A 22,232-nucleotide genomic window follows, 5' to 3' on the forward strand; every position below is an offset into this window, starting at 1 on the left:
TCCGTCAGTGGCGCGCAGCGCTGTCTTGCAGCTCGCTGCCATCGGCGTTGATCTGGCGCACGGCGATGTAGCGCTCGCTGCGGCGAGTGCGGTCCATGACCTGCCCCACCAGCTGACCACAGGCCGCGTCGATATCTTCGCCGCGGGTGGTGCGGGTGGTGACGTTGAAGCCGCCGTGGTGCAGCAGATCCTGGAAGCGACGGATCGCATTGTTGCTGGGACGCTCGTAACCGGAGTGCGGGAACGGGTTGAACGGAATCAGGTTGATCTTGCACGGCACGTCACGCAGCAACTCGATCATCTGCGCGGCATGCTCAGGCTGATCGTTGACGTCCTTGAGCAGGGTGTACTCGATGGTGAGCACCCGCTTGCCGCCGAGCGTGGACATATAGCCCATGCAGGACTCGAGCAGCATCTTGAGCGGGTACTTCTTGTTGATCGGGACCAACTGGTTGCGCAGCGCGTCGTTGGGCGCATGCAGCGACAGCGCCAGCGACACGTCGATGTGCTTGGCCAACTCATTGATCATCGGCACGACACCCGAAGTGGACAGGGTGACGCGACGCTTGGAGATGCCATAGCCCAGATCGTCCATCATGATCTTCATCGCGGCGATGACATTGTCGAAGTTCAGCAAGGGCTCGCCCATGCCCATCATGACCACGTTGGTGATAGCGCGGTCGATCTTGGCCGGGACGGTCCCGAAGGATTTGTTGGCAAGCCACACCTGGCCAATCACTTCGGCGGCGGAGAGGTTGCTGTTGAAGCCTTGCTTGCCGGTGGAGCAGAAACTGCAGTCCAGGGCACAGCCGGCTTGCGACGAAACGCAGAGGGTACCGCGGTCGTCGGTGGGAATGTAGACGGTCTCGACGCAGCTGCCGGAGGCAACGCGGACTACCCATTTACGGGTACCGTCGGCGGAAATGTCCTCGCTGACCACCTCCGGGGGGCGAATCTCGGCAACGGCCTCGAGCTTCTCGCGCAAGACCTTGCCGACGTTGGTCATGTCCGCAAAGTCGGACACGCCAAAATGGTGAATCCATTTCATCACCTGACCGGCACGGAAGCGCTTCTCCCCGATCGAGTCGAAGAACTGTTCCATTTCCGGCAGGGTCAGCCCCAACAGGTTGATTTTGCCAGTAGATGTCGTCATGGATTCACCCTCACTCGTAAGCTTTCGCTTAGCGAGTGGTTACCTCGGTAGCAGCGAAGAAGTAAGCGATTTCGCGAGCTGCAGCGGCTTCGGAGTCCGAACCGTGAACGGCGTTGGCGTCGATCGACTCGGCGAAGTCGGCACGGATGGTGCCTGGAGCGGCTTCTTTAGGGTTGGTGGCGCCCATCAGCTCACGGTTCAGAGCGATGGCGTTCTCGCCTTCCAGCACCTGAACGACGACCGGACCGGAAGTCATGAAGGCAACCAGATCACCGAAGAAGCCACGAGCGCTGTGCTCGGCGTAGAAGCCTTCGGCTTCGGCCTTGGACAGCTGCTTGATTTTCGAAGCGACGATTTTCAGGCCGGCTTCTTCGAAGCGAGTGGTGATCTTGCCGATGACGTTCTTGGCAACTGCGTCAGGCTTGATGATGGAGAAAGTACGTTGAACAGCCATGGAAAACTCCAGAATTTGAGTGTTGCGAAAAATTAAACCCGCGAATTATACGCGGGTTCCAGGGGATTGCCTAACCTGCAGAGACGCTCAGTCGGCTTCTTCGATCCAGGCCGCCTGGATGGCCTCGAGCACTTTCTCACCGCCGCGTGACGGATCGTCGCTGAACTCTGGCAAAGCCAGCACCCAACGGTGCAGATCGACGAAATTCACATATTTAGGATCGACGTCCGGCTTGCTTTCCGCAAGCTGGATGGCGATCTCAAGTACATCAATCCATTTCAGGCTCATGCTGAAAACCTCAGTGCGGCGCTTCGGCAGCGTGGTTGAGCGAGTATTTCGGAATCTCGATGGTGATGTCTTCATCACCCACGATCACCTGGCACGCCAGGCGAGACTGCGCTTCCAGGCCCCAGGCCTTGTCCAGCATGTCTTCTTCCAGCTCGTCGGCTTCTTCCAGCGAGTCGAAACCTTCACGCACGATGCAGTGGCAGGTGGTGCAGGCACACACGCCGCCGCACGCGCTTTCCATCTCGATATGGTGTTCGTGGGCCAGCTCCAGAATGTTGGTGCCTGGCTCCACTTCGACCACCAGCCCATCCGGGCAGAACTTCTCATGCGGCAGGAAAATCACCTGGGGCATCGGTTACTCCTCGATCTCATTCAGGTTGCGCCCGGCCAGTGCGGCTTTGACCGTCGAATCAAGGCGACGGGCGGCAAAGGCATCGGTCACCTGCGACAGACGCTTGGTCTGTTGCTCGATGGCCGCGCCATCGGTGCCGGTGAGCAAATCACGCAATTCTTGCATCTGGAAGGCAATGGCCTCGCGCTCGTCAGCGCTGAGCAGACGCTCGCCGTCGGCATCCAGGGCGCCCTGCACCGCTTCGAGCAAGCGCTCGGCATCGACCTGGTGCTCGCGCAACTGGCGCGCCTGCTTGTCGGAGCCTGCGTGCTCGAAGGAGTCCTTGAGCATACGGGCGATCTCGCCATCGGTCAGGCCGTAGGACGGCTTGACCTGGATGCTCGACTCCACGCCCGAGCCCAGTTCGCGGGCCGCGACGCTGAGCAGGCCGTCGGCATCGACCTGGAAGGTCACGCGGATCTTCGCTGCACCGGCCACCATCGCCGGGATGCCACGCAGCTCGAAGCGGGCCAGCGAACGACAGTCGCTGATCAACTCGCGCTCGCCCTGCAGGACGTGAATCATCATGGCCGACTGGCCATCCTTGTAGGTGGTGAACTCCTGGGCACGAGCCACGGGAATCGTGGTGTTGCGCGGAATCACCTTTTCCATCAGCCCGCCCATGGTCTCAAGACCCAGCGACAGCGGGATGACGTCCAGAAGTAACAATTCGCCACCTTCGCGGCGATTACCGGCCAGGGTGTCGGCCTGGATCGCGGCGCCAATGGCCACGACCTGGTCAGGATCGATCGAGGTCAGCGGAGTACGGCCGAACAGCGTGCCGACGGCTTCGCGTACACGCGGCACGCGGGTCGAGCCACCGACCATCACCACGGCACCGACCTCTTCCAGCTCGACACCGCTGTCGCGCACGGCGCGGCGGCAGGCCTTGAGGCTGCGGGCGATCAGTGGCTCGATCATGGCTTCGAAGGCGGCACGGCTGAGCTCACCCTGCCAGGCGCCGTGGGCGACGCTGACGGTGTCGGCATCGGTCAAGGCTTCCTTGGCGGCACAGGCCGTCTGCAGCAGTTGGCGCTGGGTAGCCGGGTCGAGATCGGCGGACAGACCGGCCTGCTCGATGATCCAGCCAGCGATGGCGTGATCGAAGTCATCGCCACCCAGGGCAGTGTCCCCCCCCGTGGCCAGCACTTCGAAGACGCCCGCGGTCAGGCGCAGGATCGAGATATCGAAGGTGCCGCCCCCCAGGTCGAAGATCGCCACCACGCCTTCGGCGTTCTGGTCCAGGCCATAGGCCACGGCGGCAGCGGTCGGCTCGTTGAGCAGGCGCAGCACGCTCAGGCCGGCCAGGCGCGCCGCGTCCTTGGTGGCCTGGCGCTGGGCGTCGTCGAAGTAGGCCGGCACGGTGATGACCGCGCCCACCAGCTCGCCACCGAGGGTTTGCTCGGCGCGCAGGCGCAGGACCTTGAGAATGTCGGCCGACACCTCCACCGGGCTCTTCGGCCCCTGGACAGTGTCGATGAATGGCATGTGCGATTCACCGCCAACGAAGCGGTAAGGCAGTTGCTCGCCCAGTTGCTTGACGTCGGCAAGACCGCGACCCATCAGGCGCTTGACCGAAAGAACGGTGTTCAGCGGGTCGCTGGAGGCTGCGTCACGAGCGTCCTGGCCGACGTCGCAGTGCCCTGGCAAATAGCGCACGGCGGACGGCAGGATGACATTGCCCTGGGCGTCGGGCAGGGGCTCGCTGCGACCGCTGCGCACTGCAGCGACGAGAGAGTTGGTGGTACCCAGGTCGATACCCACCGCCAGGCGACGCTGGTGCGGCTGGGGGCTCTGACCGGGTTCGGCGATCTGCAGTAGGGCCATGCTTATCTGAATACCTTAGGCGTCATCACGGGCAACGCCGGGGTTAATCGTCGAGGCGCTCTTCGAGTTGGCGCACTTCTTGGGCGAGCTTGTCGAGGAACTGCATGCGGCGCATCAGGCGCTCGGCCTTGTCGCGCTCGGCAGCTTGATCCCAGCAGGCGGCGAAATCCTCGTTGAGCGTGTCCTGGGCGACCTTCAGGCGCTTCTTGAACACAGCAACACCGTCGAGGTCGGCTTCGTCCTGCAGCTCTTCGAGTTCTTCACGCCACTGCATCTGCTGCAGCAGGAAGTCGGGGTCGTGGACCGTGACTTCCTGGGGCACTTCGTGGCCGCTGACGGCCAGCAGGTAGCGCGCACGACGCGGCGCGCTGCGCAGCGTCTGGTAGGCGTCGTTGAGTGCTGCGGACTTTTCCAGGGCAACACGCTGCTCACGCTCGGAGGCGTCGGCAAAGCGGTCTGGATGGACCTCGCGGGCCAGCTCACGATAACGGATGGCCAGCTTGTCGAGGTCCAGGCGAAAGCCCGGCTGCAGGTCGAACAGGGCGAAATGGCAAGGAGTACCCACGTCAAGCCTCAGACATTGAAGCTTTCGCCGCAGCCACACTCACCGCGCACGTTGGGGTTGTTGAACTTGAAGCCTTCGTTCAACCCTTCCTTGACGAAATCCAGCTCGGTGCCATCGAGATACACCAGGCTTTTCGGGTCGATGATGACCTTCACGCCATGGTTCTCGAACACCTGGTCCTCGTCGGCCAGCTCGTCGACGAACTCCAGCACGTAGGCCAGGCCCGAGCAGCCGGTGGTGCGCACGCCCAGGCGGATGCCTTCACCCTTGCCGCGCCCGTCGAGGGAGCGGCGAATGTGGTTGGCGGCGGCTTCTGTCATGCTGATAGCCATCGGAACTCCTTACCTCGCGGCGACTTAGATCAAGCCTTTCTTCTGCTTGTAATCGCGAACGGCTGCCTTGATGGCATCTTCGGCGAGTACCGAGCAGTGGATCTTGACCGGCGGCAACGCCAGTTCTTCGGCCAGCTGGGTGTTCTTGATGGTTTCGGCTTCGTCCAGGGTCTTGCCCTTCATCCACTCGGTGGCCAGGGAGCTGGAGGCGATGGCCGAACCGCAGCCGTAGGTCTTGAACTTGGCATCTTCGATGATGCCTTGCTCGTTGACCTTGATCTGCAGACGCATCACGTCACCGCACGCCGGGGCGCCGACCATGCCGGTACCGACGTCCGGGTCTTCGGCGTCCATCTTGCCGACGTTACGCGGGTTTTCGTAGTGGTCGATGACCTTTTCACTGTATGCCATGGTGCAATTCCTTCCTCATCAGGGAGCCGCTCTTGCTGGCGACTGCTTAGTGGGCGGCCCACTCGATCTTGGAGATGTCGACGCCGTCTTTGTACATGTCCCACAGCGGCGACAGTTCGCGCAGTTTGTTCACGGCCTTGCAGACTTCCTGCGCGGCGTAGTCAACTTCTTCCTCGGTGGTGAAGCGACCGAAGGAGAAGCGGATCGAGCTGTGCGCCAGCTCGTCGTTGCGGCCCAGGGCGCGCAGTACATAAGAAGGCTCGAGCGACGCGGAGGTGCAGGCCGAACCGGACGATACGGCGATGTCCTTGAGCGACATCAGCAGCGACTCGCCTTCGACGTAGTTGAAGCTCAGGTTCAGGTTGTGCGGAACGCGCTGGGTCTGGCTGCCGTTGACGTACAGCTCTTCAAGGTCGGAGACCTGCTTGAAGAAGCGATCGCTCAACGCCTTGATGCGCACGTTTTCAGCGGCCATTTCCTGCTTGGCGATGGCGAAGGCCTCGCCCATGCCCACGATCTGGTGGGTCGGCAGGGTGCCCGAACGCATGCCGCGCTCATGGCCACCGCCGTGAATGATGGCTTCCAGGCGCACACGCGGCTTGCGGCTGACGTACAGCGCACCGATGCCCTTCGGGCCGTAGACCTTGTGCGCCGAGAACGACATCAGGTCGACCTTGGTCTTCTGCACGTCGATTTCGACCTTGCCGGCCGACTGCGCGGCATCGACGTGGAACAGCACGCCGCGCGAGCGGGTCAGTTCACCGATGGCGGCGATATCGTTGATCGAGCCGACTTCGTTGTTCACGTGCATCAGCGAGACGAGGATGGTGTCGTCGCGCAGCACGGCCTCGACCATCGCCGGGGTGACGATGCCGTCTTCACCGGGTTCGAGGTAGGTGACTTCGAAACCTTCGCGCTCGAGCTGGCGAGCGGTGTCGAGGACCGCCTTGTGCTCGATCTTGGAGGTGATGATGTGCTTGCCCTTGGTCTGATAGAAGTGCGCGACACCCTTGAGCGCGAGGTTGTCGGACTCGGTGGCACCGCTGGTCCAGACGATTTCGCGCGGGTCGGCATTGATCAGCTCGGCGACCTGGCGGCGGCCATTCTCGACCGCCTCTTCAGCGCGCCAGCCGAACACGTGGGAACGCGAGGCCGGGTTACCGAAGTTTCCGTCGACCAGCAGGCAGTCGGCCATCTTCTGGGCGACGCGGGGATCGACCGGGGTGGTCGCGGAGTAATCGAGGTAGATCGGCAACTTCATTGAGTATCTCCTATCAGGCGTTGGCGTCGCTCGTCGCTGCATCAGTCGACGGCGGACGTCTCAATCTTGTCCAGCTGGGCAACGCGACCGGCGACTCGGCGCAGGTCCTGGCGCTGGGCGACTTCCTGCACCTCGCGGCGCATGACGAGGTCGGACAGGCTGATGCCGCTGAGGAATTCGTGGATCTGCTGGCTGAGATCGCACCACAGGTGGTGGGTCAGGCAGGTATCACCGGCGTGGCAATCCCCGAGGCCTTGGCAGCGAGTGGCATCTACCGACTCGTTGACCGCGTCGATTACCTGCGCCACCTGGATGGTTTCCATGCCCCGCGACAGCTGGTAGCCGCCACCCGGACCGCGCACGCTGGAAACCAGGCTGCTGCGGCGCAGCTTGGCGAACAGCTGTTCCAGATAGGAGAGGGAGATGCCCTGGCGCTCGGAAATGTCGGCCAAGGATACCGGCCCATGCTGCGCGTGCAACGCCAGGTCGAGCATGGCGGTGACGGCGTAACGGCCTTTGGTAGTCAATCGCATGGCTATGGGTACCACGGGAGTTACAGGATGTGTGCGAGTATGCGATTCCCGAGCATTTAAGTCAACTATAAGACCTAGTGCTTTAGTCGGGTTTGCACGCGGGAAGCGGGCGCGATGATAGCAGACAAGGGGCGCGAGCACACGCCCCGTGTATCAGCCCGGCGTAATCAATGCGACGGAGTGTCGCTCTGCGCAGCCTGCTTGACCTCGGCGAAGTCCTCTTCCGGCAGGGCCGGCAAGGCCTTGGCACAGTAGTCACTGCCCAGGTTGGTCAGCGCCCCGCACATGCCCTCCAGGCGCTCGTCGACCGCCTGCAGGTGGTCGAGCATCTGGCCGATGGCGCGCGCCACCGGGTCGGGCATGTCGCCACTGACGCCGTAGGCATCGAAGCCGATCTTCTCGGCCATGGCCTTGCGCTTGGCCTCGACCTCGCTGTCTTCGGTCTTGACGATGATCCGCCCCGGGATCCCGACTGCCGTGGCACCGGCCGGCACGGCCTTGGTCACCACCGCATTGGAGCCGATCTTGGCCCCGGCGCCCACCGTGAACGGGCCGAGCACCTTGGCGCCCGCCCCCACCACTACGCCGTTTTCCAGGGTCGGGTGTCGCTTGCCCTTGTTCCAGCTGGTGCCGCCGAGGGTCACGCCCTGATAGAGCGTCACATCATCGCCGATCTCGGCGGTCTCGCCGATGACGATGCCCATGCCATGATCGATGAAGAAACGCCGGCCGATGGTGGCGCCGGGGTGGATCTCGATGCCGGTCATCCAGCGCCCGAAGTTCGACACCAGGCGCGCCAGCCACTTGAAGTCGCGCTTCCACAGGGCATTGCCCAGGCGATGCAGCCAGATGGCATGCATCCCGGGGTAGCAGGTCAGCACCTCGAAGGCATTGCGTGCCGCGGGGTCACGATGAAACACACTCTGGATATCTTCACGCAGACGCTCGAACATTGTTTCTAGTCCTTCCGCTTGTGCGCATCACCCCGGGCGACTTTCTGAGTCTCGGTGAGGATGCCGCGCAAAATGCTCATTTCCGAACGATTGACCGAGCTGCGCCCATACAACCGGCGCAGACGCGCCATCAGGTGCTTGGGCTTTTCAGGGTCGAGGAAGCTGATGTCCACCAGGGTCTTTTCCAGGTGTTCGTAGAACAGCTCCATTTCGTCCAGGGTGGCCAGCTCGTCGCTGGCATCGACCTTCTCGACCTTCGCCGGCGCACCTTGCGCCGCCAGCCATGCGGTGCGCACCTCGTAGGCGAGCACCTGGACTGCGGCAGCAAGATTCAGCGAGCTGAAGTCGGGGTTCGATGGAATGTGCACGTGGAAGTGACATCGCTGCAGTTCGTCATTGGTCAGGCCTGCATGTTCGCGACCGAACACCAGGGCGATCTCCTCGCCGGCGGCCGCACGCGCGACGCTCTGCACCCCGCATTCGCGCGGGTCGAGCATCGGCCACGGCATGCTGCGGTCACGGGCGCTGGTACCAATCGCCAGGCTGCAGCCAGCCAGCGCCTGCTCGAGCGTATCGACCACAACGGCACCGTCCAGCACATCGTCGGCGCCGGAGGCACGAGCGCTGGCGTCCGCAGCGGGGAAATCCAGTGGCTGAACCAGCACCAGGCGCGACAAGCCCATGTTTTTCATGGCACGAGCAGCGCCGCCGATGTTGCCGGGGTGGCTGGTATTGACCAGAACAACACGAATATTCTGCAGCAAGGTGTCGAGCTCACGGATGCCTATAAAGGGGGGAACGATCTTACCTAAGCGACGGGCGTAACGCCACGAATGCGAATGTCACCCTTCTGCCGGAACAGTTTTCTGATAGACTATGCGGCTTTCTTCTTTAACATCTCCAGGTGAAACGCCCATGCAGCCTATGCTGAATATCGCCCTGCGCGCCGCTCGCAGCGCCAGTGAACTGATTTTCCGCTCCATCGAACGCCTGGACAGCATCAAGGTCGACGAGAAAGAGGCCAAGGACTACGTCTCCGAGGTCGATCGCGCCGCCGAGCAGACCATCGTCAACGCCCTGCGCAAGGCTTACCCGAACCACTCGATCCAGGGTGAAGAGACTGGCCTGCACGCCGGCTCCGGTGAGGAAGGCAAGGACTACCTGTGGATCATCGATCCGCTGGACGGCACCACCAACTTCCTGCGTGGCGTTCCGCACTTCGCGGTCAGCATCGCCTGCAAATACCGCGGCCGTCTCGAGCACGCGGTCATCGTCGACCCGGTCCGCCAGGAAGAATTCACCGCCAGCCGCGGTCGTGGCGCCCAGCTCAACGGTCGTCGCCTGCGCGTCAGCTCGCGCACCAGCCTGGAAGGTGCCCTGCTGGGTACCGGCTTCCCGTTCCGCGACAACCAGATGGCTGACCTGGACAACTACCTCGGCATGTTCCGCGCCCTCACCGGCCAGACCGCCGGCATCCGCCGCGCCGGCTCCGCCGCCCTGGACCTGGCCTACGTTGCTGCAGGCCGCTTCGACGCCTTCTGGGAGTCGGGCCTGTCCGAGTGGGACATGGCTGCAGGCGTACTGCTGATCCAGGAAGCAGGCGGCCTGGTGAGCGACTTCAACGGTGGCCATGACTTCCTCGACAAGGGCCACATCGTTGCCGGCAACATCAAGTGCTTCAAGGCGGTGCTGACTGCGATCCAGCCGCACCTGCCAGAGAACCTGAAGCGCTGAGCCAAGGCTCCAGATGCAAAAAAAGCACCCCTCGGGGTGCTTTTTTATGCCTGTTTTCCACAACCCTGCCGACCCGCAATGGGGCCGGCACGCAGGTCACTGCCCTGGCTGTGCCTGGCTCAGTATCAGCTTGCCATTCTTGTCCAGCGGGATGGTCGAGCCTGGCTCGTGATCCATCTTCACCACACCCGCCTGATCACCGATGGTGTACTTCACGGTGTAACCCACCACCTTGTCGCTGACGTCGTTGACCGTGTTGCAGCGCGTTTGCGTGGTGGTGTAGGTATCACGCTCCTGCATGCCCTCCTGCACCTTGTTGCCGGCATAACCGCCACCGACCGCACCGGCCACCGTTGCGATCTTCTTGCCGGTGCCGCCACCGATCTGGTTACCCAGCAGCCCACCGGCCAGGGCGCCCACCACGGTACCTGCGATCTGGTGCTGGTCCTGCACCGGACGCTGGCGCGTCACGGTCACGTCCTTGCACACTTCGCGCGGTGTCTTCACCTGTTGCTTGATCGGCTGTACGTCAGTGACCTGGGCATATTCCGGCCCTTTGTTCACCAAGCTGTAGGTCGCCACAGCACCTCCGGCTGTAACACCGACAGCACCCAAAACCGCACCCACCAGCATTGATTTGTTCACGTGGAATCTCCTGATCATACCCGCGGGACATTGCCCGCCTTCTCCCTGCCTTGGAGCAAAAAAAAAGGCGCGAGTTCAACACTCGCGCCTCCCTTTACGCCAAACGGCGCAGGACAAGCCCTTACGGACGGTCGTCCACACCCTCGGCCTTGACCGGCGGGATCAGGTCTTCGCTGTTCAGGTTCAGCCAGATCAGCACCACGTTGGCGATGTAGATCGACGAATAGGTACCCGCCATGACACCGATGAACAGGGCCAGGGAGAAGCCGAACAGGTTGTCGCCACCGAAGAACAGCAGCGCAGCGATCGCCAGCAGGGTGGACACCGAAGTGGCGATGGTACGCAGCAGGGTCTGGGTGGTCGAGACGTTGATGTTCTCGATCAGCGAGGCCTTGCGCATCACGCGGAAGTTCTCACGCACCCGGTCGAACACGACGATGGTGTCGTTGAGCGAGTAGCCGATGATCGCCAGCACCGCCGCCAGCACCGTCAGGTCGAAGGTGATCTGGAAGAACGAGAGGATGCCCACGGTCACGATCACGTCGTGAATCAGCGAGACGATCGCACCCACCGCAAACTTCCACTGGAAGCGAAACGCCAGGTAGATCAGTACCCCGCCCAGCGCCAGCAGCATGCCCAGGCCGCCCTGGTCACGCAGTTCTTCACCGACCTGCGGGCCGACGAACTCGACACGCTTGACGGTGGCCGGGTTGTCGCCGCCCACTTTCTGCAGCGCCTGGGCAACCTGATTGCCCAGTTGCGGGTCGTCGCCAGGCATGCGCACCAGCAGGTCGGTGGTGGCACCGAAGCTCTGCACGATGGCCTCGTGGAAGCCGGACTCGACCAGCTCGGCACGCACCGCCTTGAGGTCGGCCGGACGCTCGTAGGTCAGCTCGATGAGCGTACCGCCGGTGAAGTCCAGGCCGAAGTTCAAGCCCTTGTGCCACCAGCTGAACAGCGCCAGTACGGTCAACAGGACAGTGACGGCGAACGCAACGTTGCGCACGCCCATGAAGTTGATGGTTTTCATCGCAGCTCCCTCAAACCCACAGCTTCTTGATGTCACGCCCGCCACAGGTCAGGTTGACCATTGCGCGGGTCACCATGACGGCGGTGAACATCGAGGTGAAAATCCCGAGGGACATGGTGACCGCGAAGCCTTTGACCGGGCCAGTACCCATGGCGAACAGGATGCCGCCGACCAGCAGGCTGGTCAGGTTGGCGTCGATGATCGCGGTGTAGGCACGGTTGAAGCCTTCGTGGATGGCACGCTGCACCGACATGCCGTTTTTCAGCTCCTCGCGAATCCGCGAGAAGATCAGCACGTTGGCGTCGACCGCCATACCCATGGTCAACACGATACCGGCGATACCCGGCAGGGTCAGGGTCGCGCCCAGCAGCGACATCAGCGCCAGCAGCAGCACCATGTTGCCCGTCAGGGCGATGGTGGCGATCACGCCGAAGCCACGGTAGATGGCGATGATGAACAGCGAGACGAACAGCATGCCCCACAGCGACGCATCGACACCCTTGGTGATGTTGTCGGCACCCAGGCTCGGGCCGATGGTACGCTCTTCAGCGAAGTACATCGGCGCTGCCAGACCACCGGCACGCAGCAGCAGGGCCAGTTCCGACGACTCGCCCTGGCCGTTCAGGCCAGTGATGCGGAACTGGCTGCCCAGCGGCGACTGGATGGTCGCCAGGCTGATGATCTTCTTCTCTTCCTGGAAGCTCTGTACCGCCACTTCCTTCTCGACGCCGTCGACGGTCTGCTTGACGTAGCGGGTCACCGGCTTCTGCTCGATGAAGATCACCGCCATGCTGCGACCGACGTTGCTGCGCGTGGCGCGGCTCATCAACTCGCCGCCGTGGCCGTCCAGGCGGATGTTCACCTGCGGACGACCGTGCTCGTCGAAGCTCGCCTGGGCATCGGTGACCTGGTCACCGGTGATGATCAAGCCACGCTCGACCGCAGCCGAACGGTTACCATCACGGAACTCGAAGACCTCGGTAGTCGCTTTCGAAGCACCTGGCTCAGCGCCGAAGCGGAACTCGAGGTTGGCGGTCTTGCCGAGAATACGCTTGGCTTCGGCCGTGTCCTGCACGCCGGGCAGCTCGACCACGATACGGTTGGCGCCCTGGCGCTGAACCAGCGGCTCGGCCACGCCCAGCTCGTTCACACGGTTGCGGACGGTGGTCAGGTTCTGCTTGATGGAGTATTCGCGGATTTCGGCGACCTTGGCCTGGGTCAGCGCCAGACGCAGCACGGAGAGCTCGTTGCGCTCGGTGGTGGTGATGTCGAAATCATTGAAATTCTTGCGGACCAGGGCACGCGCCTGTTCGCGGGTAGCATCGTCGGAGAAGCCCAGCATGATGCTGCCGTCCTGCTGGGGCAGGCTACGGTAGCGCACGCGCTCTTTGCGCAGCAGGGTCTTCACTTCGCCGTCGTAGACCTTCAGGCGGGCACTCATGGCCTTGTCCATGTCCACTTCCAGCAGGAAGTGCACACCACCGGAGAGGTCCAGGCCCAGCTTCATCGGGCTGGCACCCAGGTTGCGCAGCCACTGCGGGGTGGTCTGGGCCAGGTTCAGTGCGACGACGTAGTCGTCACCCAGGGTCTTGCGCACCACATCCTTGGCCGGCAGTTGGTCTTCCTGGTTGGTCAGGCGCACCAGCGCACTGCCCTTCTCGCCCAGGCTGCCACCCTTGACGGTGATACCGGCATCAACCAGCGCCTTGGTAGCGCGGTCGAGGTCGGCCTGGCTCACGTGCAGCGCGGAACTTGCACCGCTGATCTGCACCGCCGGGTCATCCGGGTAGAGGTTGGGAGCGGAATAAATAAAGCCGACCGCCAGTACCACCAGGATCAGCAGGTATTTCCACAGAGGGTATTTGTTCAGCATCACGCCGCCCGTTCAAGACGCGGGGCGCTTTGCGCGCCCCGACTGGAAAAAATGAAACCGGTAACTCAGATAGCCTTGAGCGTACCTTTTGGCAGGGTGGCCGCGATGGCACCCTTCTGGAACTTCAGCTCGACGTTGTCGGACACTTCCAGTACCACGAAATCGTCGGAAACTTTGACAATCTTGCCGGCGATACCGCCGTTGGTGACCACTTCATCACCCTTTTGCAGTGCGCTGAGCAGGTTTTTCTGCTCTTTGGCGCGCTTGGCCTGCGGGCGCCAGATCATCAGGTAGAAGATGACCAGGAAGCCGACCAGGAAGATCCACTCGAAGCCGGTACCAGCTGGGCCGGCGGCAGGGGCTGCAGCGTCCGCGTAAGCGGCGGGAATCAGAAAGCTCATGTAGCACTCCAGTTGCTGAATTTAGTTATGTGTGCGAACAGTCAGTCCAAAGGCGGAACGGGAAGTCCGCGCTTGGCATAGAAGGCGTCGACAAAGGCGGCCAATTTACCCTGTTGAATAGCCTCGCGTAAACCGGCCATCAAGCGCTGGTAATGGCGCAAGTTGTGGATGGTATTCAGCATGCTGCTCAACATTTCGCCGCACTTGTCCAGGTGATGCAAATAAGCGCGGGAGAAGTTGGTGCAGGTATAGCAGTCACAGGTCGGATCCAGCGGCGAATCATCGTGGCGATGGAACGCATTGCGGATCTTGATCACCCCTGTATCGACGAACAGATGGCCGTTGCGCGCGTTGCGCGTGGGCATCACGCAGTCGAACATGTCGACGCCGCGGCGCACACCCTCAACCAGATCTTCCGGTTTGCCTACCCCCATAAGGTAACGAGGTTTGTCAGCAGGCATTTGTGCCGGCAGGTAATCCAGCACCTTGATCATCTCGTGCTTGGGTTCACCCACCGACAGGCCGCCGATGGCCAGGCCGTCGAAGTCGATGTTGACCAGCGCTTCCAGCGAGCGCATGCGCAAGTCCTGGTACATGCCGCCCTGAACGATGCCGAACAGTGCCGCGGTGTTGTCGCCGTGGGCGTTCTTCGAGCGCTGGGCCCAGCGCAGCGACAGCTCCATGGAGGTGCGCGCCACGTCGTGCTCGGCCGGATATGGCGTGCACTCGTCGAAGATCATCACGATGTCCGAGCCCAGGTCACGCTGTACCTGCATCGACTCTTCCGGGCCCATGAACACCTTTGAGCCGTCTACCGGCGAGGCGAAGGTCACGCCCTCTTCCTTGATCTTGCGCATCGCACCCAGGCTGAACACCTGGAAGCCGCCGGAGTCGGTGAGGATCGGGCCTTTCCACTGCATGAAGTCGTGCAGGCCGTTGTGCTTCTTGATCACCTCGGTGCCCGGGCGCAGCCACAGGTGGAAGGTGTTGCCCAGGATGATCTCGGCGCCAATGGCCTCGATGTCTCGCGGCAGCATGCCCTTGACCGTGCCATAGGTGCCCACCGGCATGAACGCCGGGGTTTCCACGGTGCCACGGGGGAAGGTCAGCCGACCGCGACGGGCCTTGCCGTCGGTGGCCAGCAGTTCGAAGGACATTCGACAGGTGCGACTCATGCTTGATCCTCGGGGCCGCGCGGCGCCGGATTGCGGGTGATGAACATGGCATCACCGTAACTGAAGAAGCGGTATCCCTGCTCGACCGCCGCGGCGTACGCGGCCATGGTCTCGGGATACCCCGCAAAGGCCGAGACCAGCATCAGCAGCGTGGACTCGGGCAAATGGAAGTTGGTTACCAGGGCATCGACCACATGGAACGGCCGGCCGGGGTAGATGAAGATGTCGGTGTCGCCACTGAACGCCTTGAGCACGCCATCGCGCGCGGCGCTCTCCAGCGAACGCACGCTGGTGGTGCCGACCGCGACCACCCGCCCGCCACGGGCGCGACAGGCCTCGATGGCATCGACCACCTCCTGGCTCACTTCGAGCCACTCTTTATGCATGTGGTGGTCTTCGATCTTGTCGACCCGCACCGGCTGGAAGGTGCCGGCGCCCACGTGCAGGGTCACGAAGGCACGCTCGACGCCCTTGGCGGCGATCTGCGCCAGCAGCGCCTCGTCGAAGTGCAGGCCCGCCGTGGGTGCAGCAACCGCACCGGCACGCTCGGCGTACACGGTCTGGTAGCGCTCACGGTCGGCGCCTTCATCCGGGCGGTCGATATACGGCGGCAGCGGCATGTGACCGACGCGATCGAGCAGTGGCAGCACCTCTTCGGTGAAGCGCAGCTCGAACAGCGTCTCATGGCGCGCGACCATCTCGGCCTCGCCACCGCCATCGATCAGCACCGTGGCGCCGACCTTCAGTGCCTTGCTGGCACGCACATGGGCCAGGACCCGATGGCTGTCGAGCACGCGCTCGATCAGCACTTCCAGCTTGCCGCCGGAGGCTTTCTGACCGAACAGCCGCGCCGGAATCACCCGAGTGTTGTTGAACACCATCAGGTCGCCCGGGCGCAGGTACTCGAGCAAATCGGTGAAGCGCCGATGCGCCAGCTCCCCGCTCGGCCCGTCAAGGACCAGCAGACGGCTGCCATGGCGCTCGGCCAGGGGATGGCGGGCGATGAGGGAATCGGGGAGTTCGAAGGAAAAATCGGCGACGCGCATGATCGTGTTCGGCTTGGCAGGGCCGGGAAGTTTAGCCCAATGCATGAAAATTGACCATGAAAGCCGATTGACCGACTGCAGGAGCCTCTCTATACTGCGGCGCCACAAGCCCTGATGGCGGAATTGGTAGACGCGGCGGATTCAAAATCCGTTTTCGAAAGGAGTGGGAGTTCGAGTCTCCCTCGGGGCACCATCACATAGTTCCAAGCGGTCCCTACCAGACCTGGAACGACAAAAAACCGGCCCACGAGCCGGTTTTTTTGTGTCTGTTGTCAGTGCAAACCTATCATTGTCCTCCAGTTACCTGACCAGTTGATTTGTGCACCTTTTTTGGTGCAATCCCGTTCATGGACGACCCCCTTATCAAGCTGTGAAGTCAAATTTTTCCGCACGGAGGCAGGAAATGAACCCGTGCGTGAATGGCTGACAGAACTGGACCGTGCAAGTCGCCGACTCATTGGAGTCGACATCAAGACCGTGCAGCTTGGGTGGCCGATCGGAATGCCTGTCGTACGCAAGATGGAGCCAGGACTCTGGGAAGTAAGGACGAACTTAGTCGATAGCATCGCCAGGGTTTTGTTTGCGGTAGAAGGTCAGGCCATGGTCCTGCTTCACGGCTTCATCAAAAAAAGTGAGAAAACACCGGCGTCCGACCTGGCCACTGCCAGGAAGCGCAAAGCAACACTCAAGAGGAACAAGCAATGAACCAGCACATTGGCTCCGACTTCGATGATTTCCTTGCAGAGCAAGGGCTCGCAGAAGAAGTGTCTGCTGCTGCCCTCAAGCGAGTCATCTCTTGGCAGATCGCTGAAGCCATGAAGCGCCAGAAGATGACGAAGAAAGCACTGGCCACGCGCATGCATACCAGCCGTACTGCAGTAGATCGAGCGCTCGATCAGGACGATCCAGGAATGACCTTGGCGACCCTGGCTAGCGCTGCCCGCGCGCTTGGTCAGCGCTTCGAGGTGCGACTGGTCCCAGAAAAAGAAACAGCCCACGCCTGACCCATAGTCGATAAAGCTTTGAGTTTGTTTTTCTCAAGCTCAAATCGAATGGTCTATGCCAATACTGCGACGCCATGAAGAACCGACCAAAGGGTCGGTTCTTTTTTTAACTAGGTTTTGGCGATCCAAAGTTCTTGGAGCTCTGCAAGCAATAACCCTGTTTAAGCACTTACCACGCTTACCCTTGGAATATCAGCAAAATCACAGCCCACCTCAGCGCCGACTCAACGCCAGCCGCGCCGCAAACAACACAAACACCATTCCAGTCACCCGATCCGTCCACTGGATCACTTTCCCTTTGCGCAGCACACCCGCCATGGATTGTGTCGCACTGATCAACCCCACCGCCCAGATCAACCCCAGCAGCACATGAATGCCCACAAGCCCGAAGGTCCATGCAATCAATGGCTGGCCTTGCGGAATGAATTGCGGCAGGAACGACACGTAGAAAATGCCGACCTTGGGATTGAGCAGATTGCCCATCATGCCCTTGAGAAACCAGTTCGCTGCCGGTCTCCCCTCAGCCTCGGCAGGCGCCAGCGACTGGCGTGGGCGCAGGAGCATGTTCACGCCCAACCATGCCAGATAGGCAGCGCCACAGTACTTGAGGATGTCGTACGCCAGCTCGGAGACAGCGATCAATGCGCCAAGGCCGAAGGCGACCGCCGCGCCCCAAAGCAGGCAACCGGCGTTGATGCCCAGGGCCGCGCGCAGTCCCTGCTTGCGTCCTTCGACGGCGGAGGTTCTGAGGATCAGGGCGGTGTCGAGGCCGGGGGTTATCGTCAGCAGGGTAGCCGCGAGCGTGAAGGCAATCAGATTGTCGGCGATGGACATGGGGGCTCTACCTGACGGGAAGTTGCCCTAGATTAGCTTGGGCGCAGCTTTTTTCGTTGTGGATAAGTGGCTCGATTTTCAGTTTTTCCCCATTCCCTGTAGTCCGTTTCCCAAACATACTCTCGGCCGCCTAAAGCCGTTGCGGTGCCATGGGGCGCGTTCTAGTCTCGCCCGGTCGTTGCTCATCAACGACCGGCTATGACAGGCCGAATCAGCATTGCAACTCACACGGCTTCGCTTTTATGGCGGCTGTAGGTGGGGCACCTTCGGGTGCGCCGGGTTTCCTTGCTGACCGGTCTGTCAACCTGCTTACAGCTGCCACCCTCTTGTTTGACAGCAATGGTGGTGGTCCCTTCATCAGCGAGGAGTTCACCATGTTAAAGATCGTCCCCGATCCCTCTTTCTCCCCCGAAAATCCCCACGCCCTCGAAGACCTCGTCCTCCAAATCATCGAACACCTCACCTGCGCCCTCGCCATCACCCACCACAGCACCGCCCTCACCCTCGGCACCCCCGCCCAGCCCCTGACCATCGCCACCGCCCACGAAGTCGATGCCGCTCTGAGGCTGGCGGAAACCGCACTGAGCAGGATCCAGGTCCGTCACTGAAGGAGCATCGAACATGAGCGATACCACTGCAGGCGTCACCGGGTTCGGTTACGGCGATGGCGACAAGCCGCTGTTCCGGGTCGAGCCCGGGCATGATTCGAAACTGGCAATGGAACAGGCGTCGGCAATGATGGCCTGCGCCAAGCGCATGACCTTGCTCGCCTCCACCGATGGCGAAGCCGACCTGGGCTGGGCTGCGCACTTGCTGTGCGACATGGTCAAGGCGGTGATGGATGACGTGGAGATAGGGCGCGGGCGGGAAACCGCTAGGTCAGAGCCGCATTGTCGATAGGTGGGGCTGCACGTAGCCCCGGCCTATTGAGTCGCATCGGCTACACAGGCTGTGATTCAGTCGCTTGGGCGAACCGCTGGCTTCGCACCAGCAGTACCAAACTCCACACTTTAACGGCTTCCGTGACAACTCCCAGTAGAAAAAGCAGCCAGGGTGCTGGCGTAACAAGGACGTTGGGCCATAGGAAGGCGATAGGTATCGAGGGAAGCAGGATCATTCGAAATGGCGCCTGGGCCAGGCCGACATAGGCCGCAACACGCACACCTTTGATAAACAGCAAACCACTGGCGACTACCGAGAGATGCACCGCTACGCCTGTAAGGCCGACAAACAATGCCAACTCACCATGCTCGCGTGACAAGGCCACAATGCTTTGCAGATCATCCCAAAATGGAATCCGACCACGGCGAATGCTGGCGACTGCGTAGAGCACGATGATGAGCGCATCCATCGCGCCCCAGCATAATTGGGTGAATCGCTGAAGACGATCGTTCATCAGGGCCAAAAAACACCTCCTTTCTGTTCATAGATAGTGTCCGCGACGACAGGTCGCCAATGCCAAGACTTACCGTCAACAGGCCAATGATCATCAGCCTCGACATAAACCTGTCTAATGTGCCGAATTTCGCCATAGTTACGTTTGGTTGAGCGAAGCGACATCCGCAATTCATGCTCCTCCAGCGGAGTCCATCTCTGTGTGATCGTTCGAACCGTATTCGAGTAATCCTTGCCTTCAGACAAGAACATTCGGTCTTCACCGCGAGACACCAGGAGGTTGGCAGCGAAGGCCAAGGCACTTTTTCCCATATCAACACTGATATCTACTGTTCGCCATTTTCCAGGACCTTCATGCAACACGGAGGTGCTAGGACAACCTGGATTGGCACCATGACAAATGCGGGTAATGGCCAAGTCCACCGGAGACGAAAGGCCTGAGCGGCCTAGGAGTAATTAACAGCCATCGCCCGTGCTCGACGTGTGCTAGCAAGGTTTCAGTGCAAGACGTACCAGCTCGCAGAGGAGATGAATGAGTACAGGATCGGATCAGCTCATCAAGGCCAACAAGATACTCATCATGCCGAAGAGCGCTTTCAACCCTGCGTCTGGCAAATGTTGGGCTTTCAATTTGCGCAAGATGCTCCGTTTGCACCTTGGTCCACCGGACCAGCTTTTCCATGGCAAACATTCCAGCGTCGAAACGCCAGTTCTAACCGTTTGCCACTTACCAGATCAGCAGTACACATCCCAAATATCAATCGGATTTTTCCGCATGCAGCCCGCCATTGACGCTCAGCCCAGAATCCTCTGTGCGGTGGTCGCATTGCGCGCCAGTTCCAGCACCTTGCCTTGCAGAAAGTCCGCGTAGTACTCCTTCAACTCATCAGCCCAACCGGCAACCGGGTCCGCCTCATCCTGCGCGGCGGGAGAATAGACGAACTCGCCAGGGCGGTTGCCATTCAAGGTCAGGCGCCCAAGCGTCAGAACCTCACCGGTCTGGGGGGCTCCATGTAGATGTAGGCACTGGGCATCAGAAGTCCTCCGGCTTGGCGCGACGTCTGCGCGCTCGGCGGCCACTGGTCTCGTCCTTCAACTCAACGAAGGAGACTGAAGCGTCCTCCAGAGGACGGAAAACCTTGTCTGTGAGACCAAGGTTCCACAACACGAGCATCAACGATGCTGACACTGACGGATGGATCACCACGTTCGATGCGACGCAGCATCTTCTCGGTAACGCCAAGTCTACTGACGACATCCAGTTGCCGGACAACCTGCTCCAGGCGCGCCGTTTTGACTAGGCTCTGTATGAAAAACCTTGATACTCGGTGATGCTGCGTTGAAAACAGCCTCGGAATGCTCATTTACAACCCGTAAACTCCGCTTCCTCGGCTGTTTTCGCCTTGCCTGACCTTCGTCTCAAGGCTTTTCATACAGACCCTAGAAGCCCTATACGCTGGAGGCTTGCGTCACAATCTACCGGAAAAAATCTTTCCATAAGCGGCCAAATATGTCCGACTAATTAAAATAAACGGACGATTAAATCCGTTTATCCATAGGGTTGGGTACGCCTAAACATAGCTGAAGAGCCTGCTTATCGAGAACAATCGGATGATTGGCGTCCGTTTATTTTTGAGCTGCGCGGGTCAGAAGAGGTCGACCTGCTGAGCCAACTAAAAACCAACACATAGCAGCTATGGAATTGCTGGTGTTAGACCATCGCCCCATACCGCCCCGCCACCACAATCCGATTTCGACCCGCACTCTTGGCCTGGTACAGCGCCATATCCGCCTCATGCAACCAGGCCTCGGCGCTCTGAAGATGCCCGCCAAAAGGCGCGATGCCGATGCTCAGGCTCAACCCCTGCTCCGGCAATTCAGGATGGCGATAACACTCCACCGCCTCGCGCAGCCGCTCGAGCACTTCTTCGGCCTGCGCCACGCTGACGCCGGGCAGCATCACGCAGAACTCGTCACCGCCATAGCGCGCCACCGGGTCGCTCTTGCGCAGGTGGGTCGGCAGGAACGCGCTGAGGGTGCGCAGGATGTCGTCGCCCATCAGGTGGCCGTGACGGTCGTTGATCTGCTTGAAATGGTCGATGTCGATCAGCGCCAGCACATTGGCCTGATTGTCGCGGCGGCAACGCTGGAATTCGCGCAGCAGCAGGTCTTTCCAGGCGCCGTGGTTGATCAGGCCGGTGAGGCTGTCGGTCTGGCTCAGGCGCGCCAGGGTGCGTTTGTGCTGGGCGAGCTGGACGGTGACTTGATAGCAGATCAGGCCGATGGCCATGGGGTAGATCAGCAGGATCGGCAGGCACGCAAGCATCTGTGCCTGGCTGGTAGGCGGGAATAGCGGTGGCGCGTACAACCAGAGCCCCAGGCCAATGCCCAGCGCCTGGGCGAGGAAGGTCTTGCCGAGCATGTGCCAGCCGCCAGCAGCGATCTTGTCCATGGCGATCATCGACAGGATGATCACGCTCGGCAGCGGGTTGAGCCCCATGACGCCAGCCCAGCAGCCTCCTGCAAAGCCATCGAACACCAGGTTGCGCTGCTCGGCGCGAAAGGGCTGCTTCGACAACCGGGCCAGCTGATAAGCGACGTGCGGCCAGACGAAGCCGTGCAGCGCTAGCAAGGCCCAGGTCCACCAGGCCGGCTGCAGCGGCCAGATGCCGATCAGCACACAGAAGAACCCCAGCCCGGTGCCAATGGCGCGGGGTGGGTACATGCGTTTGGCGAAGGAAAGACCCTTACCCGTTCGCTCGATCATTGAGGGCTCACCGAAAAAATGGACTGTCCTTGAATGCACCGGACAGGCAGCCAGGCGGGAAAATGCCCTGGGGGTCGGCGTTCGAGCATTGTGCCACTATCGAAAACAGGACTTCAAACGTGCTGGACGAAATACACTAACCGTCGGGTTAATTCCGTCT

The 22,232-nt window shown here is 61.2% G+C and carries 27 protein-coding genes and 1 tRNA gene; 6 read left to right on the forward strand and 22 right to left on the reverse strand.

What is annotated here, in order from left to right; all coding sequences use genetic code 11:
- Nucleotides 1–4: 4 nt before the first annotated feature.
- The 12 genes from rlmN to trmJ all read right to left on the reverse strand — a co-directional run bounded on the left by rlmN (nt 5) and on the right by trmJ (nt 8,932).
- Entirely contained in the window at nt 5–1,153 is a 1,149-nt protein-coding gene (gene rlmN / locus AC2CGW_RS04835) for a dual-specificity RNA methyltransferase RlmN (RefSeq protein WP_484573603.1), read from the reverse strand.
- 28 nt (nt 1,154–1,181) lie between these two features.
- On the reverse strand, nt 1,182–1,607 hold the full coding sequence (gene ndk, locus AC2CGW_RS04840) for a nucleoside-diphosphate kinase (protein WP_011532343.1): 426 nt from the start codon (nt 1,605–1,607) through the stop codon (nt 1,182–1,184).
- A gap of 87 nt (nt 1,608–1,694) precedes the next feature.
- A complete protein-coding gene (gene iscX / locus AC2CGW_RS04845; protein ID WP_027920277.1) occupies nt 1,695–1,895 on the reverse strand; it encodes a Fe-S cluster assembly protein IscX in 201 nt (66 codons plus the stop codon).
- 10 nt (nt 1,896–1,905) lie between these two features.
- A complete protein-coding gene (fdx, locus tag AC2CGW_RS04850; RefSeq protein ID WP_063546067.1) occupies nt 1,906–2,247 on the reverse strand; it encodes an ISC system 2Fe-2S type ferredoxin in 342 nt (113 codons plus the stop codon).
- 3 nt (nt 2,248–2,250) lie between these two features.
- On the reverse strand, nt 2,251–4,113 hold the full coding sequence (gene hscA / locus AC2CGW_RS04855) for a Fe-S protein assembly chaperone HscA (RefSeq protein WP_186668234.1): 1,863 nt from the start codon (nt 4,111–4,113) through the stop codon (nt 2,251–2,253).
- 43 nt (nt 4,114–4,156) lie between these two features.
- On the reverse strand, nt 4,157–4,678 hold the full coding sequence (gene hscB, locus AC2CGW_RS04860; RefSeq protein WP_484573604.1) for a co-chaperone HscB: 522 nt from the start codon (nt 4,676–4,678) through the stop codon (nt 4,157–4,159).
- 8 nt (nt 4,679–4,686) lie between these two features.
- Complete coding sequence (iscA, locus tag AC2CGW_RS04865) at nt 4,687–5,010, reverse strand: iron-sulfur cluster assembly protein IscA (RefSeq protein ID WP_003248536.1); 324 nt, start codon at nt 5,008–5,010, stop codon at nt 4,687–4,689.
- Between the two features lie 24 nt (nt 5,011–5,034).
- Complete coding sequence (iscU, locus tag AC2CGW_RS04870; protein ID WP_003443374.1) at nt 5,035–5,421, reverse strand: Fe-S cluster assembly scaffold IscU; 387 nt, start codon at nt 5,419–5,421, stop codon at nt 5,035–5,037.
- Between the two features lie 46 nt (nt 5,422–5,467).
- A complete protein-coding gene (locus AC2CGW_RS04875; protein WP_054925565.1) occupies nt 5,468–6,682 on the reverse strand; it encodes an IscS subfamily cysteine desulfurase in 1,215 nt (404 codons plus the stop codon).
- 41 nt (nt 6,683–6,723) lie between these two features.
- Nucleotides 6,724–7,215: a Fe-S cluster assembly transcriptional regulator IscR gene (iscR, locus tag AC2CGW_RS04880; RefSeq protein ID WP_054892549.1), complete on the reverse strand. Its 492-nt coding sequence runs from the start codon at nt 7,213–7,215 to the stop codon at nt 6,724–6,726.
- A 167-nt stretch (nt 7,216–7,382) separates the two neighbouring features.
- Entirely contained in the window at nt 7,383–8,168 is a 786-nt protein-coding gene (gene cysE / locus AC2CGW_RS04885) for a serine O-acetyltransferase (protein ID WP_054892548.1), read from the reverse strand.
- Between the two features lie 5 nt (nt 8,169–8,173).
- A complete protein-coding gene (trmJ, locus tag AC2CGW_RS04890) occupies nt 8,174–8,932 on the reverse strand; it encodes a tRNA (cytosine(32)/uridine(32)-2'-O)-methyltransferase TrmJ (protein ID WP_186668238.1) in 759 nt (252 codons plus the stop codon).
- Nucleotides 8,933–9,083: 151 nt separating this feature from the next.
- Here trmJ and suhB point away from each other — a divergent pair, with 151 nt between their 5' ends.
- On the forward strand, nt 9,084–9,902 hold the full coding sequence (gene suhB / locus AC2CGW_RS04895; RefSeq protein ID WP_186668239.1) for a type III secretion system regulator SuhB: 819 nt from the start codon (nt 9,084–9,086) through the stop codon (nt 9,900–9,902).
- Nucleotides 9,903–9,998: 96 nt separating this feature from the next.
- Here suhB and AC2CGW_RS04900 read toward each other — a convergent pair whose 3' ends face one another.
- The 6 genes from AC2CGW_RS04900 to queA form a co-directional block, all read right to left on the reverse strand.
- On the reverse strand, nt 9,999–10,547 hold the full coding sequence (locus AC2CGW_RS04900; RefSeq protein ID WP_186668241.1) for a glycine zipper 2TM domain-containing protein: 549 nt from the start codon (nt 10,545–10,547) through the stop codon (nt 9,999–10,001).
- A gap of 121 nt (nt 10,548–10,668) precedes the next feature.
- A complete protein-coding gene (gene secF / locus AC2CGW_RS04905) occupies nt 10,669–11,577 on the reverse strand; it encodes a protein translocase subunit SecF (protein ID WP_186708060.1) in 909 nt (302 codons plus the stop codon).
- A gap of 10 nt (nt 11,578–11,587) precedes the next feature.
- Nucleotides 11,588–13,450: a protein translocase subunit SecD gene (gene secD / locus AC2CGW_RS04910; RefSeq protein ID WP_186668245.1), complete on the reverse strand. Its 1,863-nt coding sequence runs from the start codon at nt 13,448–13,450 to the stop codon at nt 11,588–11,590.
- Between the two features lie 65 nt (nt 13,451–13,515).
- Nucleotides 13,516–13,851, reverse strand: a complete 336-nt coding sequence (gene yajC, locus AC2CGW_RS04915) for a preprotein translocase subunit YajC (RefSeq protein WP_186668247.1) — start codon at nt 13,849–13,851, stop codon at nt 13,516–13,518.
- A 41-nt stretch (nt 13,852–13,892) separates the two neighbouring features.
- Nucleotides 13,893–15,008 carry a tRNA guanosine(34) transglycosylase Tgt gene (tgt, locus tag AC2CGW_RS04920; RefSeq protein WP_162144435.1) on the reverse strand — a complete coding sequence of 372 codons (1,116 nt, stop codon included), beginning with the start codon at nt 15,006–15,008 and terminating at the stop codon, nt 13,893–13,895.
- 14 nt (nt 15,009–15,022) lie between these two features.
- Entirely contained in the window at nt 15,023–16,072 is a 1,050-nt protein-coding gene (queA, locus tag AC2CGW_RS04925; RefSeq protein ID WP_186668249.1) for a tRNA preQ1(34) S-adenosylmethionine ribosyltransferase-isomerase QueA, read from the reverse strand.
- Nucleotides 16,073–16,180: 108 nt separating this feature from the next.
- Here queA and AC2CGW_RS04930 point away from each other — a divergent pair.
- The 3 genes from AC2CGW_RS04930 (at nt 16,181) to AC2CGW_RS04940 (ending at nt 17,076) form a co-directional block, all read left to right on the forward strand.
- Nucleotides 16,181–16,265 (forward strand) — tRNA-Leu (locus tag AC2CGW_RS04930).
- A 140-nt stretch (nt 16,266–16,405) separates the two neighbouring features.
- Entirely contained in the window at nt 16,406–16,777 is a 372-nt protein-coding gene (locus AC2CGW_RS04935; RefSeq protein WP_484573605.1) for a type II toxin-antitoxin system RelE/ParE family toxin, read from the forward strand.
- Nucleotides 16,774–17,076, forward strand: a complete 303-nt coding sequence (locus tag AC2CGW_RS04940) for a Fis family transcriptional regulator (protein ID WP_484573606.1) — start codon at nt 16,774–16,776, stop codon at nt 17,074–17,076. The genes AC2CGW_RS04935 and AC2CGW_RS04940 overlap by 4 nt, the downstream gene beginning before the upstream one ends.
- 213 nt (nt 17,077–17,289) lie before the next feature.
- Here the strand turns inward: AC2CGW_RS04940 and AC2CGW_RS04945 are convergent, their stop codons facing one another.
- Nucleotides 17,290–17,910 carry a LysE family translocator gene (locus AC2CGW_RS04945; protein WP_484573607.1) on the reverse strand — a complete coding sequence of 207 codons (621 nt, stop codon included), beginning with the start codon at nt 17,908–17,910 and terminating at the stop codon, nt 17,290–17,292.
- 374 nt (nt 17,911–18,284) lie between these two features.
- On the opposite strand from AC2CGW_RS04945, the gene AC2CGW_RS04950 reads away from it, so the two are divergent.
- Both AC2CGW_RS04950 and AC2CGW_RS04955 read left to right on the forward strand, forming a co-directional pair.
- The gene (locus AC2CGW_RS04950) at nt 18,285–18,518 is read left to right on the forward strand and encodes a hypothetical protein (protein WP_484573608.1); all 234 of its coding nucleotides are present in this window, start codon (nt 18,285–18,287) and stop codon (nt 18,516–18,518) included.
- 13 nt (nt 18,519–18,531) lie between these two features.
- The gene (locus tag AC2CGW_RS04955) at nt 18,532–18,810 is read left to right on the forward strand and encodes a DUF3077 domain-containing protein (protein ID WP_484573609.1); all 279 of its coding nucleotides are present in this window, start codon (nt 18,532–18,534) and stop codon (nt 18,808–18,810) included.
- 40 nt (nt 18,811–18,850) lie between these two features.
- Here AC2CGW_RS04955 and AC2CGW_RS04960 read toward each other — a convergent pair whose 3' ends face one another.
- From AC2CGW_RS04960 to AC2CGW_RS04970, 3 genes are all read right to left on the reverse strand, one after another.
- Nucleotides 18,851–19,315, reverse strand: coding sequence for a hypothetical protein (locus AC2CGW_RS04960; protein ID WP_484573610.1), 465 nt, complete (start codon nt 19,313–19,315; stop codon nt 18,851–18,853).
- A gap of 785 nt (nt 19,316–20,100) precedes the next feature.
- Nucleotides 20,101–20,271 (reverse strand): hypothetical protein, encoded by a 171-nt coding sequence (locus tag AC2CGW_RS04965; RefSeq protein ID WP_484573611.1) that lies wholly within the window; start codon nt 20,269–20,271, stop codon nt 20,101–20,103.
- A 745-nt stretch (nt 20,272–21,016) separates the two neighbouring features.
- Nucleotides 21,017–22,072 carry a diguanylate cyclase gene (locus AC2CGW_RS04970; protein ID WP_186668268.1) on the reverse strand — a complete coding sequence of 352 codons (1,056 nt, stop codon included), beginning with the start codon at nt 22,070–22,072 and terminating at the stop codon, nt 21,017–21,019.
- Between the last annotated feature and the right edge of the window lie 160 nt (nt 22,073–22,232).

It is taken from the genome of Pseudomonas sp. SYWMCR5, assembly GCF_057197165.1.

Bases quoted from the DNA above. Each gene is read 5' to 3' on its own strand.
- rlmN (WP_484573603.1), bottom strand. From the start codon at position 1,153: ATGACGACATCTACTGGCAAAATCAACCTGTTGGGGCTGACCCTGCCG.
- ndk (WP_011532343.1), bottom strand. From the start codon at position 1,607: ATGGCTGTTCAACGTACTTTCTCCATCATCAAGCCTGACGCAGTTGCC.
- iscX (WP_027920277.1), bottom strand. From the start codon at position 1,895: ATGAGCCTGAAATGGATTGATGTACTTGAGATCGCCATCCAGCTTGCG.
- fdx (WP_063546067.1), bottom strand. From the start codon at position 2,247: ATGCCCCAGGTGATTTTCCTGCCGCATGAGAAGTTCTGCCCGGATGGG.
- hscA (WP_186668234.1), bottom strand. From the start codon at position 4,113: ATGGCCCTACTGCAGATCGCCGAACCCGGTCAGAGCCCCCAGCCGCAC.
- iscA (WP_003248536.1), bottom strand. From the start codon at position 5,010: ATGGCTATCAGCATGACAGAAGCCGCCGCCAACCACATTCGCCGCTCC.
- iscU (WP_003443374.1), bottom strand. From the start codon at position 5,421: ATGGCATACAGTGAAAAGGTCATCGACCACTACGAAAACCCGCGTAAC.
- AC2CGW_RS04875 (WP_054925565.1), bottom strand. From the start codon at position 6,682: ATGAAGTTGCCGATCTACCTCGATTACTCCGCGACCACCCCGGTCGAT.
- iscR (WP_054892549.1), bottom strand. From the start codon at position 7,215: ATGCGATTGACTACCAAAGGCCGTTACGCCGTCACCGCCATGCTCGAC.
- cysE (WP_054892548.1), bottom strand. From the start codon at position 8,168: ATGTTCGAGCGTCTGCGTGAAGATATCCAGAGTGTGTTTCATCGTGAC.
- suhB (WP_186668239.1), top strand. From the start codon at position 9,084: ATGCAGCCTATGCTGAATATCGCCCTGCGCGCCGCTCGCAGCGCCAGT.
- secF (WP_186708060.1), bottom strand. From the start codon at position 11,577: ATGAAAACCATCAACTTCATGGGCGTGCGCAACGTTGCGTTCGCCGTC.
- secD (WP_186668245.1), bottom strand. From the start codon at position 13,450: ATGCTGAACAAATACCCTCTGTGGAAATACCTGCTGATCCTGGTGGTA.
- yajC (WP_186668247.1), bottom strand. From the start codon at position 13,851: ATGAGCTTTCTGATTCCCGCCGCTTACGCGGACGCTGCAGCCCCTGCC.
- tgt (WP_162144435.1), bottom strand. From the start codon at position 15,008: ATGTCCTTCGAACTGCTGGCCACCGACGGCAAGGCCCGTCGCGGTCGG.
- queA (WP_186668249.1), bottom strand. From the start codon at position 16,072: ATGCGCGTCGCCGATTTTTCCTTCGAACTCCCCGATTCCCTCATCGCC.
- AC2CGW_RS04940 (WP_484573606.1), top strand. From the start codon at position 16,774: ATGAACCAGCACATTGGCTCCGACTTCGATGATTTCCTTGCAGAGCAA.
- AC2CGW_RS04945 (WP_484573607.1), bottom strand. From the start codon at position 17,910: ATGTCCATCGCCGACAATCTGATTGCCTTCACGCTCGCGGCTACCCTG.
- AC2CGW_RS04950 (WP_484573608.1), top strand. From the start codon at position 18,285: ATGTTAAAGATCGTCCCCGATCCCTCTTTCTCCCCCGAAAATCCCCAC.
- AC2CGW_RS04955 (WP_484573609.1), top strand. From the start codon at position 18,532: ATGAGCGATACCACTGCAGGCGTCACCGGGTTCGGTTACGGCGATGGC.
- AC2CGW_RS04970 (WP_186668268.1), bottom strand. From the start codon at position 22,072: ATGATCGAGCGAACGGGTAAGGGTCTTTCCTTCGCCAAACGCATGTAC.